A 21862-nucleotide genomic window follows, 5' to 3' on the forward strand; every position below is an offset into this window, starting at 1 on the left:
CTTGTTAAAGCAGTTTATTCCGGTCTTCAGCTGTAAATGTTTTTGATTGGTTTGCGTACGACTTAATCCAGTTTTTTAAAGAAGTTTGCTGCTTGCTATAGTGTTCAACAATCATATTTTTATCACTTTCTTTATTTTTATAGTAGCCTACAATTTTAGGTGTATTTTCTTGAATGATCAAGCGAACCAAGCGAAACTCCACCTTATTGGGTTCTTTTTCTATCGCTGCTTCAATTAACAAAGCGCCTTCTTTTACTAAACTCTTTTTTTCGCTTATTTTACTCGCAAATTTCGCTTTCGTAACTAAGGCAGCTCCTTTATATAACGTTGCGGATTCATCTTTTGATTGAATGGTCAATACTTTTTCATAAAAGGCTTCGGCTTGTTCGGCAGATTGACTCGCCTGCTGAAAACTCTTGCTCAAATCTGTAGTTGAAACTTGAAAAAAACTAAGCCAACTAACTACTAATGCTAGAACTATCTTCATCTTTTTTTATTTTTGTTTATATACACTACTCATTTTTAAAGCAATAGAATCTTGAAAACGAATACTACTCTTTACTTTTATACTATCTTCTTTTTCTTCTATAGCAAAGTTAACTTGCAATATAGTGTGAACCTGTGGGTTGATTAAGGTCATAAATTTCACATTCGATACTTGTTGCATGAGCAACTTTTTGCTACTTGTGGTTTCAACGAGTTCTTTTATAATTTGAATCATACCCACCCCTGGCATCACTGGGTTATCGGGAAAATGTCCCTCAAAAATAGCATGCTCCTTATTCAATTCAATTATTGCTTGAAAATCAGTTTCCATCTTTTGAATTGAAACTACACGATAAAATTCCTTAATCAACATAAAATATCCGATTGCCTTTTTAATTTCACAAAACTAATTAAAAAATACGTATAGTTATGGAAAAACCGTTCGTATCTATGTAAATGGTTTTAACAGTATAGCTTCCTAATAAAAAAACTCTCTTCCATTGCTGAAAAAGAGTTTAGGTATGCATACTTTAAAAGGTAAAGTTTAAACCAATTTGGAAGCTGGAGTTAAAGGTTTCATCTCCATAGCCTCCCCAATAGTTATTACCCCAATAATCTTTATCTATCACTCTAACGAATCCTTGTCTCCATCTTGCTTCAACTTCTAACTGCTCAGTGATTTTATATCCAACACCGAGATTCAAGGTTAAATCTCCATAAAAATCTGTTTTGCTACTTCCTTCTGTCATAATAGCTAATCCAGGTCCAGCATGTAAATTAAATTTATTAAAACGAAATTTATTAATCACATTAATATCAATATACCCTAAGTTTATATCTTCTGTTTGTGAAAATTGACCAGGACTCGTGTTCCACGTATAGTTGTAATACGCGTCCAAATTAACCTTATTAGCCCCTTGGCGTGTATAATTAATCTCAGGCTGTAAAGTATAAAACTTCGCGATGTGAATCGGAAATTGTATTCCAATATAAAAGCCCGCTTTATAATCCGCTTCAGCATTCGTAAGCGTTGATAAACTCAATCCGCCTCTAACGCCAGGCGTGAATTTCTTTTGAGCATACGAGCCCGTTGTAACTCCTAAAATCAGAGAGGTAACAAGTAGTAATTTTTTAAGCATAATTATTTAGTTAAAGGTGTTAATCGAATTTCTAAAGGAAAATTTTTGTGTTGTATTTCAACTGTTCCGGTTTCTTCTTGAGGATACGTAAACACTACTTTCGGTTTCCTTGCATTTGCGGCTATTACTTCTCTTACTTCACCGTCTTGATCAACAATGACAAACGCTTTCTTTTTTTTGTAGGTACCTGAGTAGATTGTGCCTTTATTTTGCCTTGCCTTGGCACTCATCGCATAGTTTTCTTCAACTAAGTAACCAAAATCTTTAGCCAAGAAGTTTAAGATTATTTTTTTGTCCAAATCGGGCATGACATAATTTGTTTTATAGTCGGTTTTATAAATCGAAAAATCAAATAAGGTATTGCCAAAATCGGAGGTCAAAACAATGCGATGCAGTTGCTCATCTATTCGCTTAACGACTAACAATCCACTCAATTCTTTTTTAAATACTTGAATATTAGCGCGAAAAATATGTTCTTCACCAATGGTGGAAAAATACTTATTTTGTACGGTGAACGAGCCTTTTGTATAGTCGTCTTTACTTGTAATAGGACCATAATAACCCTTACAAGAAAAAAACAGCAACGAAACTAGACTAATTAGTAAAAGCGGCTTCATCTAACTTTATATTTATTTTTTTATTGCTAAAGACAATGCGCGTATAATCTGCTGAAGGTTCAACTAATTTCACTTCAGAAACGGTACTTTGCCCTTCATCAAAATACAACACAATTTCACTAATATATTGAGAAATTTCTTTACTAAGTGGAACTAATTTGGCAATACGTCTATTTTTAGCTTTGAAATAAGAGATAGTAAATTCTTTTTCATCAAACATATTTCCACTGATGCTTCCCACAATAAGTGTATTTATTTTGGCAAATTTTTTATTATTTCCAATGTCAATTTTATTCTTTTTCCCTTGATCATTAATGGTGATTTTATTGTCTGAGAAGGAAATACTATAGGCAAAGGGTGCTGTGTATTTCCAAAGCAATTTGTTGGGAATACCCAACTGCATTTGTCCTTTGGATTCTATCTCTTTCGACATAAAACTCATATTTTTGTATTGAACAAAATCAGTCGAAAGTGTTTTTATATCTTTGGTTGTAGTGACAATTTCCTTTTTAAACGTTTCTTTTTCATCTTTTGTCATTGCTTTTTCTTGGCTAAACCCCAAAAAGGTAGACCCCAGTAGTAAAGCGGTAAAGATTATTTTTTTCATTCTTTTCCTCCATTTAAATATTCAACTAAATTAACAATTTTATACTTCTCTTGCTGTACTTGCTTCAAAAGTCTTTCTAAAGTGAGTACTGTTCTCTCATTTGTATCATGAAACAAGACAAGTGGTTGTTTTTTGATGCGTCTATACACGCGAGTATAGAGCGTCTCTGTATTCGATATAACTGTATCAAGCGATCGATTATCCCAACCAATTACACGGTGTTTGGTTTGCTGAATTGCTTTGGCAATATGAGGATTGGTGATACCAAAAGGAGGGCGGTAAAAAGGCGTTTGAATCCCTAATACACGTTGAATGACATCCTCGCATTTTTGAATTTCCTCTCGTACTTGAGCTGTAGATAAAAATCCCATGGTAGAGGGATGAGAATAACTGTGATTCCCCAACGTATGTCCTTCTGCAAGTATTCTTTGAGCGATATCGGGATATTGTTCTATTTGTTTTCCGATGCAAAAAAAAGTAGCATGAGCTTGGTATTGCTTCAGTAAATCCAAAACCTGAGGGGTAAAAAGGGTAGGTCCATCATCAAAAGTCAAGGCAATTGTACTTGTCTTTCTATTTTTGTTTTTTGTAAAAACAGGGATAAAAAAACCTAAGCGAATATCAAAAATGCCCCAGGTAAACATTCCTATAAAAAAAATAATTCCTGGAAGTAACCACATCAAGGAAAGGCTATTATTTATATAAAAATAAAGCACAATCAGCAGATATAAAAGCGTTATTCCAACAACTGTTTTTCTCAACATTTCTTCAATAAAATAAAACTGTGATCTTTTCCAGAAAATTGATTGTAAAGGAGAATATAATTGACTTTCTCTTGCTTTCTCATCCATTCTGCGGCCAATAATAGACCAAAGGATGAAGAAGTATGATGGTGTCCTACATAGTCTTTGTAGGTTATAATTTGTGCGTCAGTTAGGGTATTTTTTATTGTCTCAAAATAGTGCTGATCTACGGGTAATTCACAACTTCCAAGAAACAAAACCTCAACTTCACTAGCCGAGATATTATGCTGTGCTAAAAAGATAGTAAGGCTGTCTTCCTCTATTGAATTACTAATTTGAATATCTACTATTTCTGCATAACTGTGGGCGGAATACTTAGAATCGAGTACAAAAAAAGTAGTCCCTTCACCTGTATTGATTCCCGTATTGAAGACGGTTTCTGCTGTATTAACTAATTCCGCTGCTTGAAGGTTTTTAATGGTGGTAGCACCTATTTCATCAATTCCACCAATTAAAGCATTGTCAATTTCTTGGGCTTTAATTTGTAACATCCCGTCTAATAAAGCGGATTCGAAAGAACTATTTTGATGAACATATGTAAAGTTATACCCTTTGCATCCTAAATGCAAGGCAATCTGTCCACCCACCGTATTGTGTGTAGACTGAATAAAAGAAGTAGGGGTAAGGTAACTTTCGTTATTCTCTAGCAGTAATTCTAAGAATTTTTCTGAATCTACCAAACAACCTAATCCTGTTCCTGTTATAATAGCTTGTGGAACTTTAATATTGGCTTCTTCTAGGGCAAAATGAGCCGTATAAATGCCCATTTTAACTCCTTTTGCCATTCTTCGGACCATCGCAGGCGCAATCAATTCTTTGTAAGAAGGTTGATGGGCTTCATTTACGCCCTGTGTAATTTTTTTAAGCGTTTGGAAATCAAAATTTCTTGTTTGTTCTTGGATCGAAATCGACGCTAATCCATTAATAAATACTTTTTCCATCTCCTAAGCTTTTTCAAAAATAAGGGTTGAACAATTGCCACCAAATCCAAAGGAATTCGACATCACGGTTTGAATGGGTTTATGCAGGGTTGTTCTTTGAGGCACAATCGTTAATTCTTCCATAGGTGTACTATGGTTTAAATTAGCAAAAACAACGTCATGTTGTAAAGCCAATATGCTATAAACGGCTTCTATAGCACCAGCTGCGGCTAAGGTATGCCCCGTAAAGGGTTTAGTTGAACTAAACACGGGAACTTCTTCGCCAAAAATGCGTTGAATCGCTCTTCCTTCAGAAAGATCATTGTTGGGTGTCGCTGTTCCATGCGCATTGATATAGTCAATCTGCTCTTTGGACATCTGAGCCATCGCTAATGCCTTTTGCATCGCTAAAAATGCGCCTTCCCCTTGTTCAGAGGAAGCCGTTTGATGGTAGGCATCATTGGCATTGGCATAGCCTGTAACTACACCTAGAATCTTTTTGTTTCGAGCAATCGCAATCGTTTCTCGTTCTAATACAAGATAAGCAGCAGCTTCTCCTAAGTTTAGTCCTTTTCTATTGTGATCAAAAGGAGTATTATCTGTGTCTGATAAAATCATTAGGGTATTAAACCCATTTATTGTAAACTTAGCTAAAGCATCCGTTCCCCCCACAATAACGCGATCTAGTTTTCCTGCTTTAATCATTCGACAGCCCATAATCAAGGCATTTGCTGCGGAAGAACATGCGGTACTAATCGTTGAAACATAGCCTTTTAATCCGAGGTAATCCGCTATTTTTTCTGTTGAATCTCCAGCCTCTTGACTCGACACGTATTTTCTGACACTAGGATCCGTTTGAAAGACGTTGTAATATTGTTCAATATAATCCATCCCACCTACCGAAGTAGAAGATATTAATCCTGTACGAACAGCATTAATATCTTGTATTTCTGCGGCCTTAATAGCTTGTTTTGCGGCGTAAACGCCCAACAAAGCAGTTCTCGTATAGTTATTCTCTTCAGGTAGGTTCAATTGCTTTCCTAATTCATCTGTAGTCATCTTAACTTCACCTACTTTGATGTTGTTTTTATGAATGGAATCAAACAAGGTTAATGAACCTATACCTACTTGATTCGATAGTAACGCTTGGTAATTTTCTTCAACGGAATGTCCGATTGCAGAAATTATTCCCATTCCAGTAACGACTATACGATCTTGCATCTTTTATTTTGTTCTATGTTCTGAAATATACTGTGCCATGGTCTCAATAGACTGGAAAATAGCTTTCCCTTCTTTTGGGTCGCTTAATTTGATTCCATACTCTTTATCCATCAATACAATTAATTCTAAAGCATCAATAGAGTCTAAACCTAATCCATCTCCGAAAAGAGAATCCGTGTCTTGGATATCGTTGATTTCAATATCTTCAAGGTTTAAAACGTCAATAATTTTTGTTTTTAATTCTGTTTTTAAATTTTCCATTTCTATTCAAATAAATGCTTAATACTTTCTATTGTGTGTGGTACTTTTCCTTGTTTTTCTATTGTGTAAAATACCAATTTATATTCTCCGTTTAAATAATCCACCCAACCCGTTAAAACTTTTTCAGCTCGATGTGTTTGCAACAAATACTCCGCATAGCTATGCATCATCGCTATATCATAAGTTGGCGCTATAAAAAAAGCATTTTCTCCTTGTAATTTGTGTCGGATGCTAATTTCGGCCAAGCAAATATTTGCTAAGGTATAGACAAATATAGCAGGGCTTGGATAAAAAGCGTCTTTATCACTAATGGATTCGCTGTGTTTTAAATCGGTATCCAAACTAGATGTTGCATTACTCAAAATTAGTGCAATATCCGGATTCGGAAGCGTCTCCGTATTGTGATTTAACAGCAATTCCGCTCCTATGAAAGCCAATTTACTCAACCTATCCATTTTAAAAAACTTGGGATAATCCAAGGCTTTTTCTTTGTATACTCGTTTCAAAAAAAGAGCTAAATCTTCTTTTTCATCTGCAGAAATACGAAATAATACTTCTCCATTTACATTGACTTGACCTGATTCAATCTGGCAATAATCAGTGATATAAAAAGTGGGTTCACTCATTGTTCTTACTTTTTACTTATAATTAATGCTGTATTTGATCCTCCAAAACCTGAAGCGGTTTTCAACGCCGTATGCAAGGGTAGGGCTTCTACTTGCCTAGTGATGTTTACCTCTTTGGAGACTCCTAGTTGCTCAAATCCTTTCGAAACAATCAACTCATCATGTCTCATACTTTGTAATAATAGCACCAATTCTAGTAAGCCTGCTGCACCTAAGGTATGTCCAAAATAACCTTTTTGACTGTGAATTGGTTTTGAGGCCAACCCCAGGCGGTCAAAGGCAATAGCTTCCATTTCATCGTTGTAAGCGGTTGCTGTTCCATGAGCACAGATAGCATCTATTTGATCTGCGGAGATATTCGCTTGTTTCAGTGCTTGTTGAATGCTTAAAAACAAACCTTCGCCTGTACGAGAAGGCCCCGATATATGATTGGCATCTGCAATAGATGCTTCGCCTAAAATTTCAAACGATTGACCTTCAATACACGTTGTACTTAAATAAGCGGCAGCGGCAGCTTCCCCTAAATTAACTCCTTTGCGATTTACATCAAAAGGTTTACAAGGTTCGTCACTCATCGCTTGAAAACTATGGAACCCCGAAACCACAAATGGAGTTAACTCATCTGCTGCAATCACATAAGCATCTTCGCACTGTTGCATTTGAATTAATCGCTTCGCGACAGCAAGGGCAAGTATTCCAGATACACAAGCATTGCAAACAAGAATAGGTTTATTTTTAAACCCAAAAAAAGCAGCAATGCGCTTTGCCGAACGATTAAGGTCTGCCTCTGCAAGGTTTCCTTCCGCTAAAGCGGCGATATTCCCTTTGGTTGTAGATATAACTAAAGCTGTTTTATCAGAAAGAGTTTGTTGATCTAAAATGGGCTTTAGCGTAACGATTAGCATGCGCTCAAAACGAGTAAACGAATTCTCCTCACTCGTTATCGTTTGTTCTTGTAATTGCTCACTTGAAATCTGTCCTCCATAAAAGCTAGAGATAAAACCAAATTCATCGATTTTTTTTATTCCCGTCTGTTGCTGTTGAATCGCGTTCCAATTGTGCTCTTTGCCAAATCCTATAGAACTGAAACACTCTGTTTTATTTATATAAACCTTTTTCATGTTTGTATCAATCCTAATTTTCGTTTCCACTCTTCATAGAAAGGAGGTATTGCCAATGATAAATTGTTTGCTTGATCTAGAAAAACTTGAGTTGTTTCACCAGTACAAACCACTTGATCTTTCGCATTTAAAATTCTAAATTTAAATATAATTTTCGCCGCAGGACTTGTCACATAAGTGGCTTGAATTCGAATTATATCGCCATATTTCAAGGTCAATTTATGGGCTAATGAAGAAGCGACGATTGGCGTAACATAGCCTGCTTTTAGCATATCTAAATAAGCTATTCCATATTTTCTTCCAAATGCTTCTCTTGCATCTTCAAAATACACCAAATAGTTCCCGTGCCAGACAATGCCAAGGGCGTCTGTTTCGTTGAATCGAACTCTTGTTTCTACTTCAACTGTAAGTTCGGAAACTTCTTTATAAAGATCTTTTTTTCTTATCATAAAACAACGCTATTGAGATCATTACTAAAGCAAACAAAAGTAACAAAATAATCTCATTTCTTATTTCCCATAGTCCCCCTTGCCTAAGCAATAGGGTATAGTATCCTTCTAATCCCCAGTTCATAGGAGATAATTTTGCGATGTACTGCATAAACACAGGCATTGCAAAAGCCGGAACCCATACACCACTAACAGCGGCTAGGATTACAACAAAAGTTGCTCCAAAAGGAGAAGATTGTTCTTGTGTTTTGGCTATTGTTCCAAAAACTACACCTAAAGATATCGCAGATAAACCAATACACAAAGTCAAAATACTCAAATTAAACAACTGATTTCCAACCACAAAAGAAACGAGTCCAAGTAGAGGGAAAATAAATCTCCCCACCAGTAAGATCAAGTAAAATTGCAACAAACAAATAACTAAATAGGTTATAATTTTCCCTGCCCAAATAAGTGTCATTGAAGTAGGTACAGTATATAATCTTACTTTAGTTCCTTGGTTTTTTTCTTTGACCAAATTCATGGCAAAAGGCACGATAATAAAGAAAATAGCAAATAAAGACCAAGCAGGTACATTGTGCTGTACCGCATTGGGTTTTATTTCATTTTGTAAATCAAGGGGAGATATTTCTTTAAAAGAAAATAGGGCTTCTTGTTTTAAAATGGCGCTATCACTAGGTATATCTAATTGCTCTGCAAATGCACCGTAAATAAATTTATTTTCTGTTTGCGTTACAATGCGATCAATTGCGGCTTTAATTCCCTCCTTATAAGCAATCTGCAAGGCGGGATCAAAATACAAGATTACTTCTTTTGACGGCAATACAACTCTTTCTTTTTGTTGGTGTGCCGAGGTATCTGCAAGATTTAATACTTCTTTTACATTCGCTTTAATATAGTTTTGAATATCATTCGTTAAACGTTTAGGAATGACTATAGCCAATTGATATTCTCCTTTTACAACTGCATTTGCAGCACTTTCTTCTGTGAGTTCTACACCCTTTAGTTCAGTTATTATTTCAAAGCTCCCTAAGGCTCTAACTTCGTCAAAGATGGCTTTTGAAACTTCTTCTTTATCTTGATCAATAACCAATACCTTCAATTTCTGATTCGTTATATTCTCATAGGTGTTATTCTGAATTAACGTTACAACAATCACCAAAAATACAGGCATAACAAATAGCACGGCTAAGCCACCTAAATCTCTGACTAGTAAAAGGGCTTCTTTTCGGATGGTCATGAATAACTTATACATTGTCTTTCAGATTTATACCCGTTAATTTCAAAAAAGCCTCTTCCAAGTTCGCGGTATTTGTTTGTGTCATCAGTGCTTCACTTGTTCCTAAGGCAAATATTTTTCCTTGATCGATAATAGCAATCGATTTACACAATTCTTGTACTTCGTGTAAATGGTGGGACGTATAAATAATCGTTGTTCCCTTTGCATTTAGTTCTTTCAAAAAAGAAACAATCAACAAACGGGATTGCAAATCTACACCTACTGTTGGTTCATCTAAGAAAAGGATAGTCGGTTGATGAAGAATCCCAGCGATTAAGTTAACGCGTCTTTTCATTCCTCCAGAAAATGTTTCAATTCTTTTATGGGCAAATGCTTCTAAGCCTAAATAGGCTAAGTATTGTTGAATTTTTTGTTTGAGGTCTTTTCCTTTTAATCCGTACATACTCGCTAAAAAAAGCAAATTTTCATAGGCAGAAAGTGTGGGGTAAAGGGCATATTCTTGTGGAACAACACCTATTATTTTCTTTATTTCTTTTTCTTGCTGCTGATACGTATTTCCTTCTATTTGCAAGCTTCCAGAAGAGGGTTTTAACAAGCCATATAGCATCGATAAAAGAGTTGTTTTACCTGCACCATTGGGTCCTAATAAGCCTAAAAAGTCTCCTTTGTGAATTTGCAAAGAAACGTCTTCAATAGAAAAGAAATCAGCTCCTTCATATTGCTTGTACAATTTCTGTATATCAATGACAACTGCTTTCATTAAAGGGCTTTTTTAAGCTTTTTAAAGAATATTTCTTCTCGGTCTGCGAGCGCTTTTAATTCATTCGACAAGTTGAGGTATACATCCTCTCCATTTTTTCTTTTTTTATACACTCTGGCTGCATTTACAGCAAAATCTCTCCATGAATCCCCTATAGCAGTCATTTCACTTGCTAAATCGTTTAAAACAGGTTTATTTATCTTTTTAGCAGCTTCTTGTAGAAATGCGGCATAAATAAATCGAAAACCTCCACCGCCAGTTCCTATTTCCTCTTGCATACGCACCATTTGTGCTAAAAAATGGTTAGCTTTGGGTATGCCGTGTTTTTTAGGCCACTTTAGAATGGACTTTGCTACCATTCGCATTCCTCTTACTCCCACAATAGGAACAGGAGCTAACATATCATTACACGTTTTTTTAATGGCTTTTACGATTGCCTTTTCCCAGTCAATTTGCTGAGGAATAGCTATAGGGTAATAGATTTGACCTTTAGGTGCAAAAGCGCCTTGAGCAAATCTAACTTTTTCTAATTCCGCAGGGGTCAATTGTGTGGAAGTTGGCATCACGGGATCGCTCACTAAAAAATTAGCTTCTTGCTTTCCATAAACTACTAAATTGTGAGCATTGAAATGAAAGCGATATTCTTCTGGAAAATAGGGTAGGTGATAAACACCTACTTGTAATCCACAAGGTATACCTTCGGCAAGTTTAGTTTCTAATTCACGTAGTGCTTTCTGTTTATCGCTAAATTTAACACGCTTTACTTTTAGTCCTAGTCGCTTGGCTAAACGATTAAAAATAAGGCCTGGTAAAGGTCTATAGCTAATTGCTGGTGCGTGATTTACTTTTATAAAAGGCAGGTAAACATAAAACAATCCAGATCCAATGCCAAAAGCCATCGGTTCGCTGATTTGAATACCTTGGTTACTCAATAAATTTGAAGCTACGCCATTTTCACAATGGGCTGCCTGTTTATGTACAAAATTTATCTTCATCTTATTTGCCATTAAATGCTTTTAATTCTTCAATAGAAATATCAAAAGCATTCGCATATTTTTGCAGTATACGTGTACTTAATTTTTTAAAAACGCGGGGGTTAAAATGTCTTTTCACTCGCCATCTCCACAAAGAGGCATACGCACTTAACGTCGGTAAATCCATTCGATTTAACTCCATGAAATAAACGATTGGACTCACTAATCCATTGGCAACTTGTTCTTGGGCTTCTTTTACACGTGCATTAATACCCTCTAATGTAGCTTCCTGAACAATAGTTTTCGTTTCCCAACCCGAACTGAGCGCTGTTACGTATTCACCTTTATCATTCACCGCATAACACAATTCTTGGATGTCATTATCCAGTAAACTGCTTTTATCTTGGGGTACATCAGACTCTTTCATATGCTTATTGTTTTTGTAAAAAAAGATTCACTTCTGCCTTTAATAGGGATTGTGTATTTGTCCTACTCGTCACCTCTATCAAACAGATTGAAAAATCATCTCCATCCATGCGGGAAATCAATTTCCCTTCTGTATGTATTTTATCGTGTACAGCAGGTAAACCTAAAATGGTCACTTTTTTCATTGCACTAATAAATCCCAAGACATGGACCTCTTTTCGTTCCTTTTGATTTTCATCAAAAAAAAACGTTTGTCCCACAATTGCAGAACACGTTTGTGCTGCATTCTCCATTAATCCTACTTCAGAAAATACGTTGTTCTCAACAAAAATATTGTCTTCTTTTATTTCAAATAGGGTAGCAACACTCTCAGCATTGATTGCTGTAATAATATCTACCATCAGCATAGGAGCTCGATGTGGTAAATAATTTTGTATTTCAATTACTTTAGTATTGACCATAGGAAATTAAGATTGTGCGAGGACTGTTTTCATTTGTCCAGTTGCTATTAGTATTTCATTGCAAGTTGTTGTCAATTCAACTAAAGTTACCCCCATAAATTCATGTAATATTTGGGCTTTAGTAATTAATTTTTCTCCGACTTCTGGCAACTGGTTAATGTCAATTTTCTTGATAGCTCCAATATAGCCTGTTGGGGCTTGTTTATTTTGCAAATAATACGCATATCCTGTATGTAGAGCTACTGCTTGTGCCATGTGTTCTATAATACCAGCTTCTTGCATATAACCATCCTCGACGCAAATATTATCGCTTTTTATAGACAAACCTGCTTCAATAAAATCTTCTCCAAATTGATATAGGGTATCCACCATAACAATTGGCGCTCTTTGGGGTATTAAATTTCCAACGATTTCTTTTGTTATCAATACAACCTTTTCCATAGTTAAACTACTTTTAAATAGGCATACGCATATGAAAATCGTCCACTTTCAGGAACTGAAAGCAAAAGGCGATCCCCTGATTTTAGTTTTCCTGAATTCATTAATTCTTCTAACATCAGATAGATGGATGCAGATCCAACATTACCTACGTGTTTTAGATTCATAAACCATTTATCTTTGGTTATTTCCATTCCTGCTTCCGCAAATTTGGTATATAAACCTTCTACAAAATAATGAGACGAAACATGGGGTAAAAAATAATCTATTTCGTCAACCGTTATATTATTTTTTTCCAAAGCAGCCTTCATACTTTGAACGCCTTTATCTAAAACATTTTCGTTCAATATTTTCACATCTTGTTTCAGAGAAAACACGGATTCTGTCAACCATTCTTGTGAGGCATAATCACTCCAAGGTTTGATACTGCCATCTTCTAATTTATCTCCACCTGCATACATACAAGCTTCCAATTCAAAAGCATAGGAGTAATAATCCATCCATAGAATTTCAAGTGAATTTTCTCCTCTTGGTTTATTTTCTAATAAGAAAGCTCCACATCCATCTGATAGCATCCAGCGTAAAAAATCCTTTTTAAAAGCAATAATGGGCGTTTGCTCTAAAACTTTTAAATTGGCTACTTCAACTTCGAATTTTTCTGATTTCATCCACGTAGATACACGTTCTGATCCGGTACAAACCGCATTGGTTGAATTTGCTGATTTGATAGATAAAAAACCAAATTTTAATGCATTCATGCCCGAACAACATACACCAGAAGAAGAATTTAATTCTAAGGATTGATTTTGCATTAAACCATGTACCATTGCTGCATGAGAAGGTAGCAAACTATCAGGTGTTGATGTTCCACAAGAAAGTACTTCAATCTGAGATAAAGTAAAATCTTTATCACATAAAGCCTCAATAGCTTCAAAAGTTAATTGAGCATTCGTATGTGTAATCTTCCCTTGTTTGGTAAGCGCATAATATCTCGTTTGAATTCCGTTATTTCTCAACACTATTCTACGTGCTTTCGACGTTTGTTGATCAATTTTTCCCAGTACATCTTCCATTTCATCATTTGAAATAGGCGCATTAGGTAAAAATTTTGCTGCTCTTGTTATAAAAACTCTTCCCATAACTTTTACTTTACTCCTTGAAAATACGTTTTATCGCGTTGTATTTTTTTGTGTTTTAAAGGATACAAAATGATATGAATTAAATGGACAAGAGGAGAAATCAACCAAATAGCAATAAATAAATAGACATTAAAACACTTTAATAAAAAAGGTCTTTTACTTGATTTAGCTTTGAGAATCAAAGTTGACCAAATACCAAAAAGGCGATTGGCTTTGCGATCCATTGAAACTAAAAAATGCCTAACTTCTACTGCATTCTGTTGTATTAACTCTTCTTGTAATCCTTGATAATTTGACTGATACAAAAACGTTCTTATGGTTTCTCCAAACCGACTACTCGCTTGTATCTCTTCAGGTGCAATACCTGGTTTGGGTAATATACCATATACCTTTCGCTGCTTACCAGTAAACATCCAATCGACAATGGTAATTACACTTACTAAATTAATATTTCTATCAACAAGTGCGATATTTCCAACCAGTTCACTTGTTACTTCTTTTAATTGACGTTTTATTTTTTCTTGGGCCATGACCCACATATTTCTACTTCCACTAACCGTTACTACGGGCGTATGGGCTAGTAATTTTTTCGCATATTCACTTTTTAAAAATGAATTAACGGGTATAGAAGGGGTTAAATACCACACTTGGTATCCAAGTATAACCAAATCGTATTTTTGAGTTAGGATAGCCTCAGAAGGGGGCAGAATAGGTTGTTCAATTTGCTTGAAAGATTCAGGGAATACATTAAAGAAATCCTCTTTTTTCCAAGGAAAAGGATATGCTTTTTCTACTTCAATTTTGTAACGAGTTACTTCAATATTTTCATCCTTTTCTAAAGGACTAATCAATTGATCTAATACGCGTTCTAATTGCCCAGATTGACTATAATAAATTACCAATATACGCTTCATCGCTTCTTCTTTTCAATGGTAGGTACTTCCCAAAAATCGTAATAATTAAACCATTGTAAGGGATATTTCTTTACTATTTTTTCTACACTAGCACAATAAGATTGGAGTAAATGTTGGGCATCGCGATGCTTTACTTCAGCTCGTCGAGTGTATAAATGATAGTGTAAATTATTTTCTTTCATTACATAAACATAAGCAACGGGAACTTTTAGGCGAGAAGCTATGCTAAAGGGTCCAGCGGGAAACAAAGCCGATTCACCGAGAAATTCTTCTTGTAAGGTTTTACTTCCAGGGAAAAATCGATCACCCGTAAAACAAATAATTTCATTATTGGATAAGCATGTATTAATCTCAAAAATATGGGACATATCCTCACTAACAATAATAAAATTTAAATTGGTTTTAATGGATATAGAATCAAAATACGCTTTGATAAATGTATGCTCTCTATCCGTAGTTACCAGATTAATTTGACAGTCAAAGTCAATATCAGCAAAGAAGTATTCTGCTACTTCAAAATTGCCCACATGTGCACTGATTAATATGGCGCCTTTTTTTTCAGCTAAGAGCTCTTTTAAAATGTCAATCCCATCAAAATCATAGGTAAATCGATTTCTCAATCCTGTAGAAATTGCTATTTTATCTATTAAAACTTGACCAAATCTAAAGTAACTCCCATACATAAAAAACACCGTCTTCAGCGCGTTAAACTGGTGTCTTTTGTTGAGGTAATAATAAAGTGCTTTATTAGATTTCCATGCGGTAATAAAAAAGTAAAAAGCTACAAATATCAGAACGCTATATGCTATTCTGATACCGAGCTTTTTTATACATAAAACGAAAATTTTATACCCGAGTAAATTACCTTTAGATTTTCCTTGCCATTGAGCCATTAATAATCTTACTTTTGTGTAATCTTGCGTTCGATTAGATCATAAAAATCTTGAAAAGTTACAATAGCTGTAAAATCAGCTTCAACTAGTTTAACACCGAAATTTGATTCGATTAAAACAACTAAATCAACATAATCTAAGCTATCTAAATTCAAACTTTCTTTTAGATTATTTTCTGCTTCAATTACCTCTTGATCTACTTCAAATTCTTCAACTAAAATCTGATTAATTTTTTCAAAAATCTCTTTATTATCCATTTATCAACTATATTTTTTTACTATAAGTGCAGAATTTGTACCTCCAAATCCAAAAGAATTGGACAAATATAGGTCAATTTTTTTATTTAGTGTTTTTTTAACAATATTAAGTCGGTTAGAGTCTTCATCCCCTTCATCAAAGTTTTTGTTCAGACCAATAAAATCATTATTCATCATTAAAGTAGAATAAACAATTTCACTAGCACCAGCCATCCAACATTCATGTCCTGTAAGTGATTTTGTTGAGGTAACATGTGGCATATTCGCCTTAAAGACCTCGTAAATTGCTTTAGCTTCATTCGCATCACCTAAAGGAGTTGAAGTAGCATGTGCATTGATATAACCTACTTCATCAATTGCAATTCCTGCATTTTGAATCGCTCTGCGCATTGCAGTTGCAGGTCCATCCACATTGGGAGTTGAAATATGTCCTCCATTGGAAGAAAAACCATAGCCAATTATCTCTGCAACAATAGGTGCACCTCTTCTTAAGGCTGATTCATAACTTTCTAAAATCAACGTTGCACCACCTCCACTAGGAACTAAACCATTTCTATTTTTATCAAAAGGACGTGAAGCTTGAGAGGGATCTACTCCTTCTTCTGCAAAAACACCTAATCCATCAAAACTAGCCATAGCAAATGGATTAATTTCCTGTGCACCTCCGCAAATAATAATATCCTGCATACCTGCTTTAATCATAGCAAATCCCAAACCAAGTGCATGAGATCCACTAGCACAGGCGGCACTAATTGTCATATTTATTCCTCTTAATTTAAAAATCGTAGACAAATTCATGGTTATGGTTGAATTCATCGATTTGAAAATAGCACCCGATCCAATTAAAGCGGTATCCTTTTTATCGCGAAATATATCTGTTGCTTCAATAACGGCCTTAGAAACACTGTCATTTCCATAGAGAATTCCGACTTCTTTTTGCTCTAAATAGTCCATGCTAATTTGTGCATTTTTCAAGGCCTCCATCGTAGCTACATACGCGTATTCTGTTTCTTCACCAACGGAAAGTCTCTGTCTTCTATTTAAATCCGCCTTTAAATCTGGACGTGGAACCATGCCTGTAAAAGCTGAACGAAATCCCATTTCATGTCTCTGTTCGTCGTATATAATTCCAGATTTCCCCTCATACAAAGAAGCTTTAACCTCGTCTAAGTTTAATCCCAAACAAGAATAAATTCCCATACCTGTTATAACAACTCTTCTTTCCATCAATCCTTCTTATGAATAAATTCCACCATTAATATTGATTACCTCTCCGGTAATATAACTTGCTTTATCTGACGCTAAGAAACCAACTAAATCTGCGACTTCTTCAGCCTTACCAAATCGATTAACAGGAATTAATTTCACTAATTCAGTTGCATCTAAATTGGCTGTCATATCCGTTTCGATAAAACCAGGTGCTACCGCATTTACGGTAATATTTCGCTTAGCCACTTCTTGTGCCAAGGCCTTAGTTGCTCCAACAATCGCCGCTTTAGCAGCGGAATAATTCGTTTGCCCTGGTGTTCCCTTCATACCAGATACAGAAACCATATTGACAATACGCCCATATCGATTTCTCAACATTTTTTGGATAAAGAATTGAGTCACATTAAAAAAGCCCATAAGACTGGTTTGAATAACGGTATTCCAATCCTCATAAGACATCCACATAAATAAACCATCCCTTGTAACTCCCGCATTATTTACAATCACTTCTACAACTGCTTTTGGGTTATCTTCAACCCATTTTGATAGAACTTCTTGTACCTCTTCATTCTTGCTTACATCAAATCTAAGAATTTCTGCTGTTGCGCCTAATTGCTCTACTTCGCGTAAAGTCTCTAACGCTTTTTCTTCGTTAACTTGATAATTTATTACTATATGATATTTTTTTTCTTGTGCTAATCTCAAACAAATCGCCTTACCAATTCCTCTTGATCCTCCAGTTACAATTGCGGTTTTCATTCGTAATTTTTAATTAAATATTTCAACATTTTGATACCATCTATCTGTAAATAGGTTTCCATCCGCGTCGATGAATCCCCATTTCTTTTTATTTTTTACACGAAATAATCCGTTGCTATATACATTATTTCTTTTTGATGCTTTGGAATTAAAAATTGATATATCGTACCTATAAGGAATAACAACTTTTTTACTTTTAGTGATAAATCCCCATTGATTGAGCCTTACAGCTGCTATTCCGGCTTCACTAAAAGGTATAGCGTTTTCGTATATAAAATCAATTATTTGCTCTCCTTTTGCATCGACATATCCCCAATAGCCCTCTTTTTTAACCGGTATTAATCCCTCACTATAAATATGAATATCCTCGTATTTGATTGGAATAACAATTTCGCCTTTCGCATTGATTATACCGTAGTTCTTCGCTTGTTGAACTAGTATATAATTGGGATTATCCAAGTTGACTACTTTGTCTATATAAGAAATATCAATGCGTTCTCCCTCATTCCATAAATATAATTGGTCTTCTTGGACTACCCAAGTCAATCCATTTTTATAAGGTCCTACTTTTTGGTATAAAGGTGCTAGTATTTCATTTCCGAGATAGTCGATAATTCCCCATTTTTCATTGAGGCTAACTGCGGTATAATCGCTTTCAAACTTTTGAATTACATCATATTTAGGTTCTACTATATGCTTACCCTCCTGATCAATTAATCCAATTTTTTCCTCTACTTTAAAAATACTTGTCCCCTTGTATCTAGGACCTCTCTCCTTTTGAGCACTTAAAATTGTACCTTTTTTATCAATATAAAACCACGCTTTATCCTCTTTTACTAAAGCAATTCCATCGTTAAAATCCTTAACTTTCTCATATTTAGGTAGAATAACCCATTGTCCTTGGCGATCCACATACCCCCATAACTTCCCGTCATAGACACAAGCTAAATCATCCGAAAAAGATCGAGCATTTTTAAAAGTAGGTGTAATCGCATATTCACCCGCTCTATTTAGATAGCCAAATAAATTATTTTCTCTTACGAGTGCTAACTCTTGTGCTTGTAGAGTACAAACAAATAAGACAAAAAATATAAAAATAAAATTGCATTTCATAAACTATGCTTTTAAATATTCTTTTATCTGTTGTAAATAGGGATATAAAGGTTGATCATTAGAAAATTCAGGTATAATTTGACGGATTTCTGCATACCACGTTTTCGTTGTTTCTGATATTTTATCCTTATATGCTAAAGCATCTATTGCCTGTACTAAAGTTAAAATTTCAATTGAAAATACTTCAAAACTATTTTCAATTAACTTATCACAAAGTACTGCTGCATTGGTTCCCATACTCACAATATCCTGATTGTCATTATTATTGGGTATGCTGTGAATATACATAGAGGTTGCTAATGCTTGGCACTCAGCTGTAGTAGAAGTAGCTGTAAACTGCGCCCCTTGCATACCAAAATTGAATCCTAATTTTCCTAGATTGACAAAAGGAGGAAGTAATTCATTAATCTTAGCATTTAACAGGTAATTCAACTGACGTTCTGCTAACATCGTCAAGCGTGTGATAACCAATTTCAACTTGTCCATCTCTAAAGAAATATAATCCCCATGGAAATTTCCTCCGTGATAAACTTGTTGACTTTTTACATCAATTACAGGGTTATCATTGGCAGAATTTATTTCATTTTCTAATACTTTTCCAACCTCTTGAATGGTATCAAAAATAGGCCCAAGAATTTGAGGAATACAACGAATAGAGTAGTACTCTTGTACTTTATCCTTGAATATTTCTTCTTGATTTGTACCAGAATATAAATGGTCTTCTCTTTTTTTAATCAATTGACTATCTTGTAAGTTTTGACGCATTTGCTTGGCAATGTATTGTTGTCCTTTATGCAGTTTTGCTTCATTTAGTTCCGCAGAAAAATGATCATCATAAGCAGCCACTAATTCATTAATTGCACAAGCTATTTTTACTGACCAATCTAATAACTTTGTAGCATTGTTCCAGTTTAAAATACCTATTCCAGTCATAACAGAAGTACCATTCATCAACGAAATTCCCTCTCTTATACTTATATTAATTGGTTTTAAATTTTCTATTTCAAAAACGTCTTTTGTATTTCTTCTTTCATTTTTGTAGAAAACTTCTCCTTCACCAATTAAAACCAATGCTAAATGAGCCAATTGAACTAAATCACCACTTGCACCAACTCCACCATGAGCAAAAATTAAAGGTGTAATTCCTTTATTCAATAACTCCTTCATCAATTCAATAACCTCTATATTAATACCCGAATAACCTAGAGATAGAGAATTCAATCGCGCTAAGATTGCTGCACGAACTTGTTCTACACTTAACGGATTTCCGATACCTGAGGAGTGACTGCGAATTAAATTATATTGCAAGGCCACGCATTCTTCATCCTTAATACGGTATTGAGCCATAGGTCCAAAGCCTGTATTAACACCATAAATTACTTTATTAGTAGCATAATCCTTTAAAAAATTAAAACTTTCATTCACTCGTTCTTTCAAAGTAGGAGCTAATATTAATTCTTGATCTATCGCTAGATATTTAATAAAATTTTCTAGGGATAAGAAATCATTCAGCGTGTTCATTAACTTGGTATATATAGTTATATTTGTATGAGTATTTTATACCCAAACTTTTTAGGCATAAAACACAGGCAAATTTAATACTATTAACATAATAAATAGCAAACAATGTCAATTGAAAATGTAGATGTCTTAATAATTGGAGCAGGTCCATCTGGAAGTGTTGCAGGTAGTTACTTACACAAAAAAGGTATAAATGTTAAAATTGTAGAAAAAACAAAGTTTCCTAGAATTGTTGTAGGAGAAAGTTTAATTCCGCGTGTTATGGATCATTTTGAAGAAGCAGATTTACTTCCTGCTTTGAATACTTATAATTTCCAACCCAAACCAGGGGCGCGTTTTATTAGAGGAAAAGAAATTTGCATTTTTGATTTTAGTAATAAATTTTCTGAAGGTTGGAATTGGACTTGGCAAATTCCTCGTGCTGATTTTGACAAAGCAATTACTGATGAGATGCAGCGTAAAGGCATAGATATTCAGTTTGAAACAGAGGTAATTGATGTTCAATTTGAAGGAACAAATTCCACAACAACCATTAAAAATACGGATGGAACAGAATCGAAAATTCATGCTAAATTTTTAATTGATGCTAGTGGATATGGGCGCGTTTTGCCGCGTATGCTCAACTTAGATGCCGCTTCAAAATTAAGCCCACATTCGGCTATTTTCAGTCATATTATTGATGAAAGAAGACCCGAAGGAATAGAAGGTACCCAAATTTCATTTGATATTTTAGAAACAAAAGTTTGGCTTTGGGTTATTCCTTTTTCAAATGGAAAAACAAGTGTAGGAATTGTTGGTCCTACGGATTATATTGAAAAGTTAGGTGTTAATTCTACTGAAGCTTTACAAAACGCGATTAACCTTTCAAGCTTCTATATTCAACGATTTGGTGCATTGCCTTTTGATTTTGAACCAAAAAAACTAAGTAATTACTCAATAAGTGTATCTAAAATGTTTGGTGAGGGCTACGTATTAACTGGAAACAGCACTGAATTTTTAGATCCCGTTTTCTCCTCTGGGGTATGTTTTGCAACAGAATCAGGTATGTTAGCCGCAAAACTAGCCCTTAAAACACTACAAGGAGAACTCGTAGATTGGCAAGTAGAATATGCGGATTATATGAATGAAGGTATAGATGTATTTACTACTTATATCCAAGAATGGTACACAGGAAATTTACAAGAATTATTCTTTCATCAACCAGAAAATCCAGATGTAAAGCGAAAAATTTGTTCGGTTTTAGCAGGTTATGTTTGGGATAAATCAAACCCATTTGTATTAAAACACAACAGTGTAATTCGCAACATGGCACATCTAATCCAAATGGAAAAAGGAGCTATTTAGTATCTTTTATTCATATATATATAAAGTCTTATACCCATTGTATAAGGCTTTTTTTTATTCCTTTAAGTCAAAATAACCACAGTGTGAGGTTTAATATAGCAACAGTAGATTGTATTTGTACAACTAAAAAAATAGCTTATTCTATTCCTTTTTTCAAACAACAA

At 34.7% G+C, this 21862-nt stretch carries 27 protein-coding genes; 1 reads left to right on the forward strand and 26 read right to left on the reverse strand.

All coding sequences use genetic code 11. The annotated features are described in order from the left end of the window. Positions 1-4 precede the first annotated feature (4 nt). The 26 genes from ACMHJ2_RS00240 to ACMHJ2_RS00365 all read right to left on the reverse strand — a co-directional run bounded on the left by ACMHJ2_RS00240 (position 5) and on the right by ACMHJ2_RS00365 (position 20354). Positions 5-487 carry a hypothetical protein gene (locus ACMHJ2_RS00240; RefSeq protein WP_413510950.1) on the reverse strand — a complete coding sequence of 161 codons (483 nt, stop codon included), beginning with the start codon at positions 485-487 and terminating at the stop codon, positions 5-7. A gap of 6 nt (positions 488-493) precedes the next feature. After that, positions 494-859 carry a 3-hydroxyacyl-ACP dehydratase gene (locus tag ACMHJ2_RS00245; protein WP_413510951.1) on the reverse strand — a complete coding sequence of 122 codons (366 nt, stop codon included), beginning with the start codon at positions 857-859 and terminating at the stop codon, positions 494-496. Between the two features lie 157 nt (positions 860-1016). Further along, positions 1017-1625, reverse strand: coding sequence for an outer membrane beta-barrel protein (locus tag ACMHJ2_RS00250; RefSeq protein ID WP_413510952.1), 609 nt, complete (start codon positions 1623-1625; stop codon positions 1017-1019). A gap of 2 nt (positions 1626-1627) precedes the next feature. Then, on the reverse strand, positions 1628-2242 hold the full coding sequence (locus ACMHJ2_RS00255; RefSeq protein ID WP_413510953.1) for a hypothetical protein: 615 nt from the start codon (positions 2240-2242) through the stop codon (positions 1628-1630). Further along, positions 2220-2849 (reverse strand): LolA family protein, encoded by a 630-nt coding sequence (locus tag ACMHJ2_RS00260; protein ID WP_413510954.1) that lies wholly within the window; start codon positions 2847-2849, stop codon positions 2220-2222. Before ACMHJ2_RS00260 ends, ACMHJ2_RS00255 begins: the two co-directional genes overlap by 23 nt. Next, positions 2846-3613, reverse strand: a complete 768-nt coding sequence (locus ACMHJ2_RS00265; RefSeq protein WP_413510955.1) for a polysaccharide deacetylase family protein — start codon at positions 3611-3613, stop codon at positions 2846-2848. Before ACMHJ2_RS00265 ends, ACMHJ2_RS00260 begins: the two co-directional genes overlap by 4 nt. Continuing rightward, positions 3607-4593, reverse strand: a complete 987-nt coding sequence (locus tag ACMHJ2_RS00270; RefSeq protein ID WP_413510956.1) for a beta-ketoacyl synthase N-terminal-like domain-containing protein — start codon at positions 4591-4593, stop codon at positions 3607-3609. The genes ACMHJ2_RS00265 and ACMHJ2_RS00270 overlap by 7 nt, the downstream gene beginning before the upstream one ends. Before the next feature lie 3 nt (positions 4594-4596). After that, positions 4597-5793: a beta-ketoacyl-[acyl-carrier-protein] synthase family protein gene (locus ACMHJ2_RS00275; protein ID WP_413510957.1), complete on the reverse strand. Its 1197-nt coding sequence runs from the start codon at positions 5791-5793 to the stop codon at positions 4597-4599. 3 nt (positions 5794-5796) lie between these two features. Next, positions 5797-6054, reverse strand: a complete 258-nt coding sequence (locus ACMHJ2_RS00280; RefSeq protein WP_413510958.1) for a phosphopantetheine-binding protein — start codon at positions 6052-6054, stop codon at positions 5797-5799. A 2-nt stretch (positions 6055-6056) separates the two neighbouring features. Further along, the gene (locus ACMHJ2_RS00285) at positions 6057-6680 is read right to left on the reverse strand and encodes a 3-oxoacyl-ACP synthase (protein WP_413510959.1); all 624 of its coding nucleotides are present in this window, start codon (positions 6678-6680) and stop codon (positions 6057-6059) included. Positions 6681-6685: 5 nt separating this feature from the next. Beyond that, positions 6686-7801, reverse strand: a complete 1116-nt coding sequence (locus tag ACMHJ2_RS00290; RefSeq protein ID WP_413510960.1) for a beta-ketoacyl synthase N-terminal-like domain-containing protein — start codon at positions 7799-7801, stop codon at positions 6686-6688. After that, positions 7798-8250 carry an acyl-CoA thioesterase gene (locus tag ACMHJ2_RS00295; RefSeq protein WP_413510961.1) on the reverse strand — a complete coding sequence of 151 codons (453 nt, stop codon included), beginning with the start codon at positions 8248-8250 and terminating at the stop codon, positions 7798-7800. Before ACMHJ2_RS00295 ends, ACMHJ2_RS00290 begins: the two co-directional genes overlap by 4 nt. Beyond that, positions 8225-9505: an ABC transporter permease gene (locus tag ACMHJ2_RS00300; protein ID WP_413510962.1), complete on the reverse strand. Its 1281-nt coding sequence runs from the start codon at positions 9503-9505 to the stop codon at positions 8225-8227. The genes ACMHJ2_RS00295 and ACMHJ2_RS00300 overlap by 26 nt, the downstream gene beginning before the upstream one ends. Beyond that, the gene (locus ACMHJ2_RS00305) at positions 9498-10250 is read right to left on the reverse strand and encodes an ABC transporter ATP-binding protein (protein WP_413510963.1); all 753 of its coding nucleotides are present in this window, start codon (positions 10248-10250) and stop codon (positions 9498-9500) included. Before ACMHJ2_RS00305 ends, ACMHJ2_RS00300 begins: the two co-directional genes overlap by 8 nt. Next, positions 10250-11245 (reverse strand): BtrH N-terminal domain-containing protein, encoded by a 996-nt coding sequence (locus ACMHJ2_RS00310; RefSeq protein WP_413510964.1) that lies wholly within the window; start codon positions 11243-11245, stop codon positions 10250-10252. The genes ACMHJ2_RS00305 and ACMHJ2_RS00310 overlap by 1 nt, the downstream gene beginning before the upstream one ends. A gap of 1 nt (position 11246) precedes the next feature. Beyond that, positions 11247-11651: a hypothetical protein gene (locus ACMHJ2_RS00315; protein ID WP_413510965.1), complete on the reverse strand. Its 405-nt coding sequence runs from the start codon at positions 11649-11651 to the stop codon at positions 11247-11249. Positions 11652-11655: 4 nt separating this feature from the next. Beyond that, the gene (locus tag ACMHJ2_RS00320) at positions 11656-12111 is read right to left on the reverse strand and encodes an ABC transporter permease (RefSeq protein ID WP_413510966.1); all 456 of its coding nucleotides are present in this window, start codon (positions 12109-12111) and stop codon (positions 11656-11658) included. 6 nt (positions 12112-12117) lie between these two features. Continuing rightward, positions 12118-12552 (reverse strand): hypothetical protein, encoded by a 435-nt coding sequence (locus ACMHJ2_RS00325; RefSeq protein WP_413510967.1) that lies wholly within the window; start codon positions 12550-12552, stop codon positions 12118-12120. A 2-nt stretch (positions 12553-12554) separates the two neighbouring features. Then, positions 12555-13688 carry a beta-ketoacyl-ACP synthase III gene (locus ACMHJ2_RS00330; protein WP_413510968.1) on the reverse strand — a complete coding sequence of 378 codons (1134 nt, stop codon included), beginning with the start codon at positions 13686-13688 and terminating at the stop codon, positions 12555-12557. Positions 13689-13693: 5 nt separating this feature from the next. Continuing rightward, positions 13694-14602: a dialkylrecorsinol condensing enzyme DarA gene (locus ACMHJ2_RS00335; protein WP_413510969.1), complete on the reverse strand. Its 909-nt coding sequence runs from the start codon at positions 14600-14602 to the stop codon at positions 13694-13696. Then, positions 14599-15495 carry a lipid A biosynthesis acyltransferase gene (locus ACMHJ2_RS00340; protein WP_413510970.1) on the reverse strand — a complete coding sequence of 299 codons (897 nt, stop codon included), beginning with the start codon at positions 15493-15495 and terminating at the stop codon, positions 14599-14601. Before ACMHJ2_RS00340 ends, ACMHJ2_RS00335 begins: the two co-directional genes overlap by 4 nt. A gap of 8 nt (positions 15496-15503) precedes the next feature. Further along, a complete protein-coding gene (locus tag ACMHJ2_RS00345) occupies positions 15504-15752 on the reverse strand; it encodes an acyl carrier protein (protein ID WP_413510971.1) in 249 nt (82 codons plus the stop codon). A gap of 3 nt (positions 15753-15755) precedes the next feature. After that, on the reverse strand, positions 15756-16979 hold the full coding sequence (locus ACMHJ2_RS00350; protein WP_413510972.1) for a beta-ketoacyl-[acyl-carrier-protein] synthase family protein: 1224 nt from the start codon (positions 16977-16979) through the stop codon (positions 15756-15758). A gap of 9 nt (positions 16980-16988) precedes the next feature. Beyond that, the gene (gene fabG, locus ACMHJ2_RS00355) at positions 16989-17720 is read right to left on the reverse strand and encodes a 3-oxoacyl-ACP reductase FabG (protein ID WP_413510973.1); all 732 of its coding nucleotides are present in this window, start codon (positions 17718-17720) and stop codon (positions 16989-16991) included. A gap of 9 nt (positions 17721-17729) precedes the next feature. Then, entirely contained in the window at positions 17730-18833 is a 1104-nt protein-coding gene (locus ACMHJ2_RS00360; protein ID WP_413510974.1) for a WG repeat-containing protein, read from the reverse strand. 3 nt (positions 18834-18836) lie between these two features. Next, on the reverse strand, positions 18837-20354 hold the full coding sequence (locus ACMHJ2_RS00365; RefSeq protein ID WP_413510975.1) for an HAL/PAL/TAL family ammonia-lyase: 1518 nt from the start codon (positions 20352-20354) through the stop codon (positions 18837-18839). Between the two features lie 105 nt (positions 20355-20459). On the opposite strand from ACMHJ2_RS00365, the gene ACMHJ2_RS00370 reads away from it, so the two are divergent. Then, entirely contained in the window at positions 20460-21698 is a 1239-nt protein-coding gene (locus ACMHJ2_RS00370; protein WP_413510976.1) for an NAD(P)/FAD-dependent oxidoreductase, read from the forward strand. The last annotated feature ends 164 nt before the right edge of the window (positions 21699-21862 follow it).

This window comes from Myroides odoratus (assembly GCF_965118575.1).
GTDB classification, from domain to species: domain Bacteria; phylum Bacteroidota; class Bacteroidia; order Flavobacteriales; family Flavobacteriaceae; genus Flavobacterium; species Flavobacterium odoratum_B.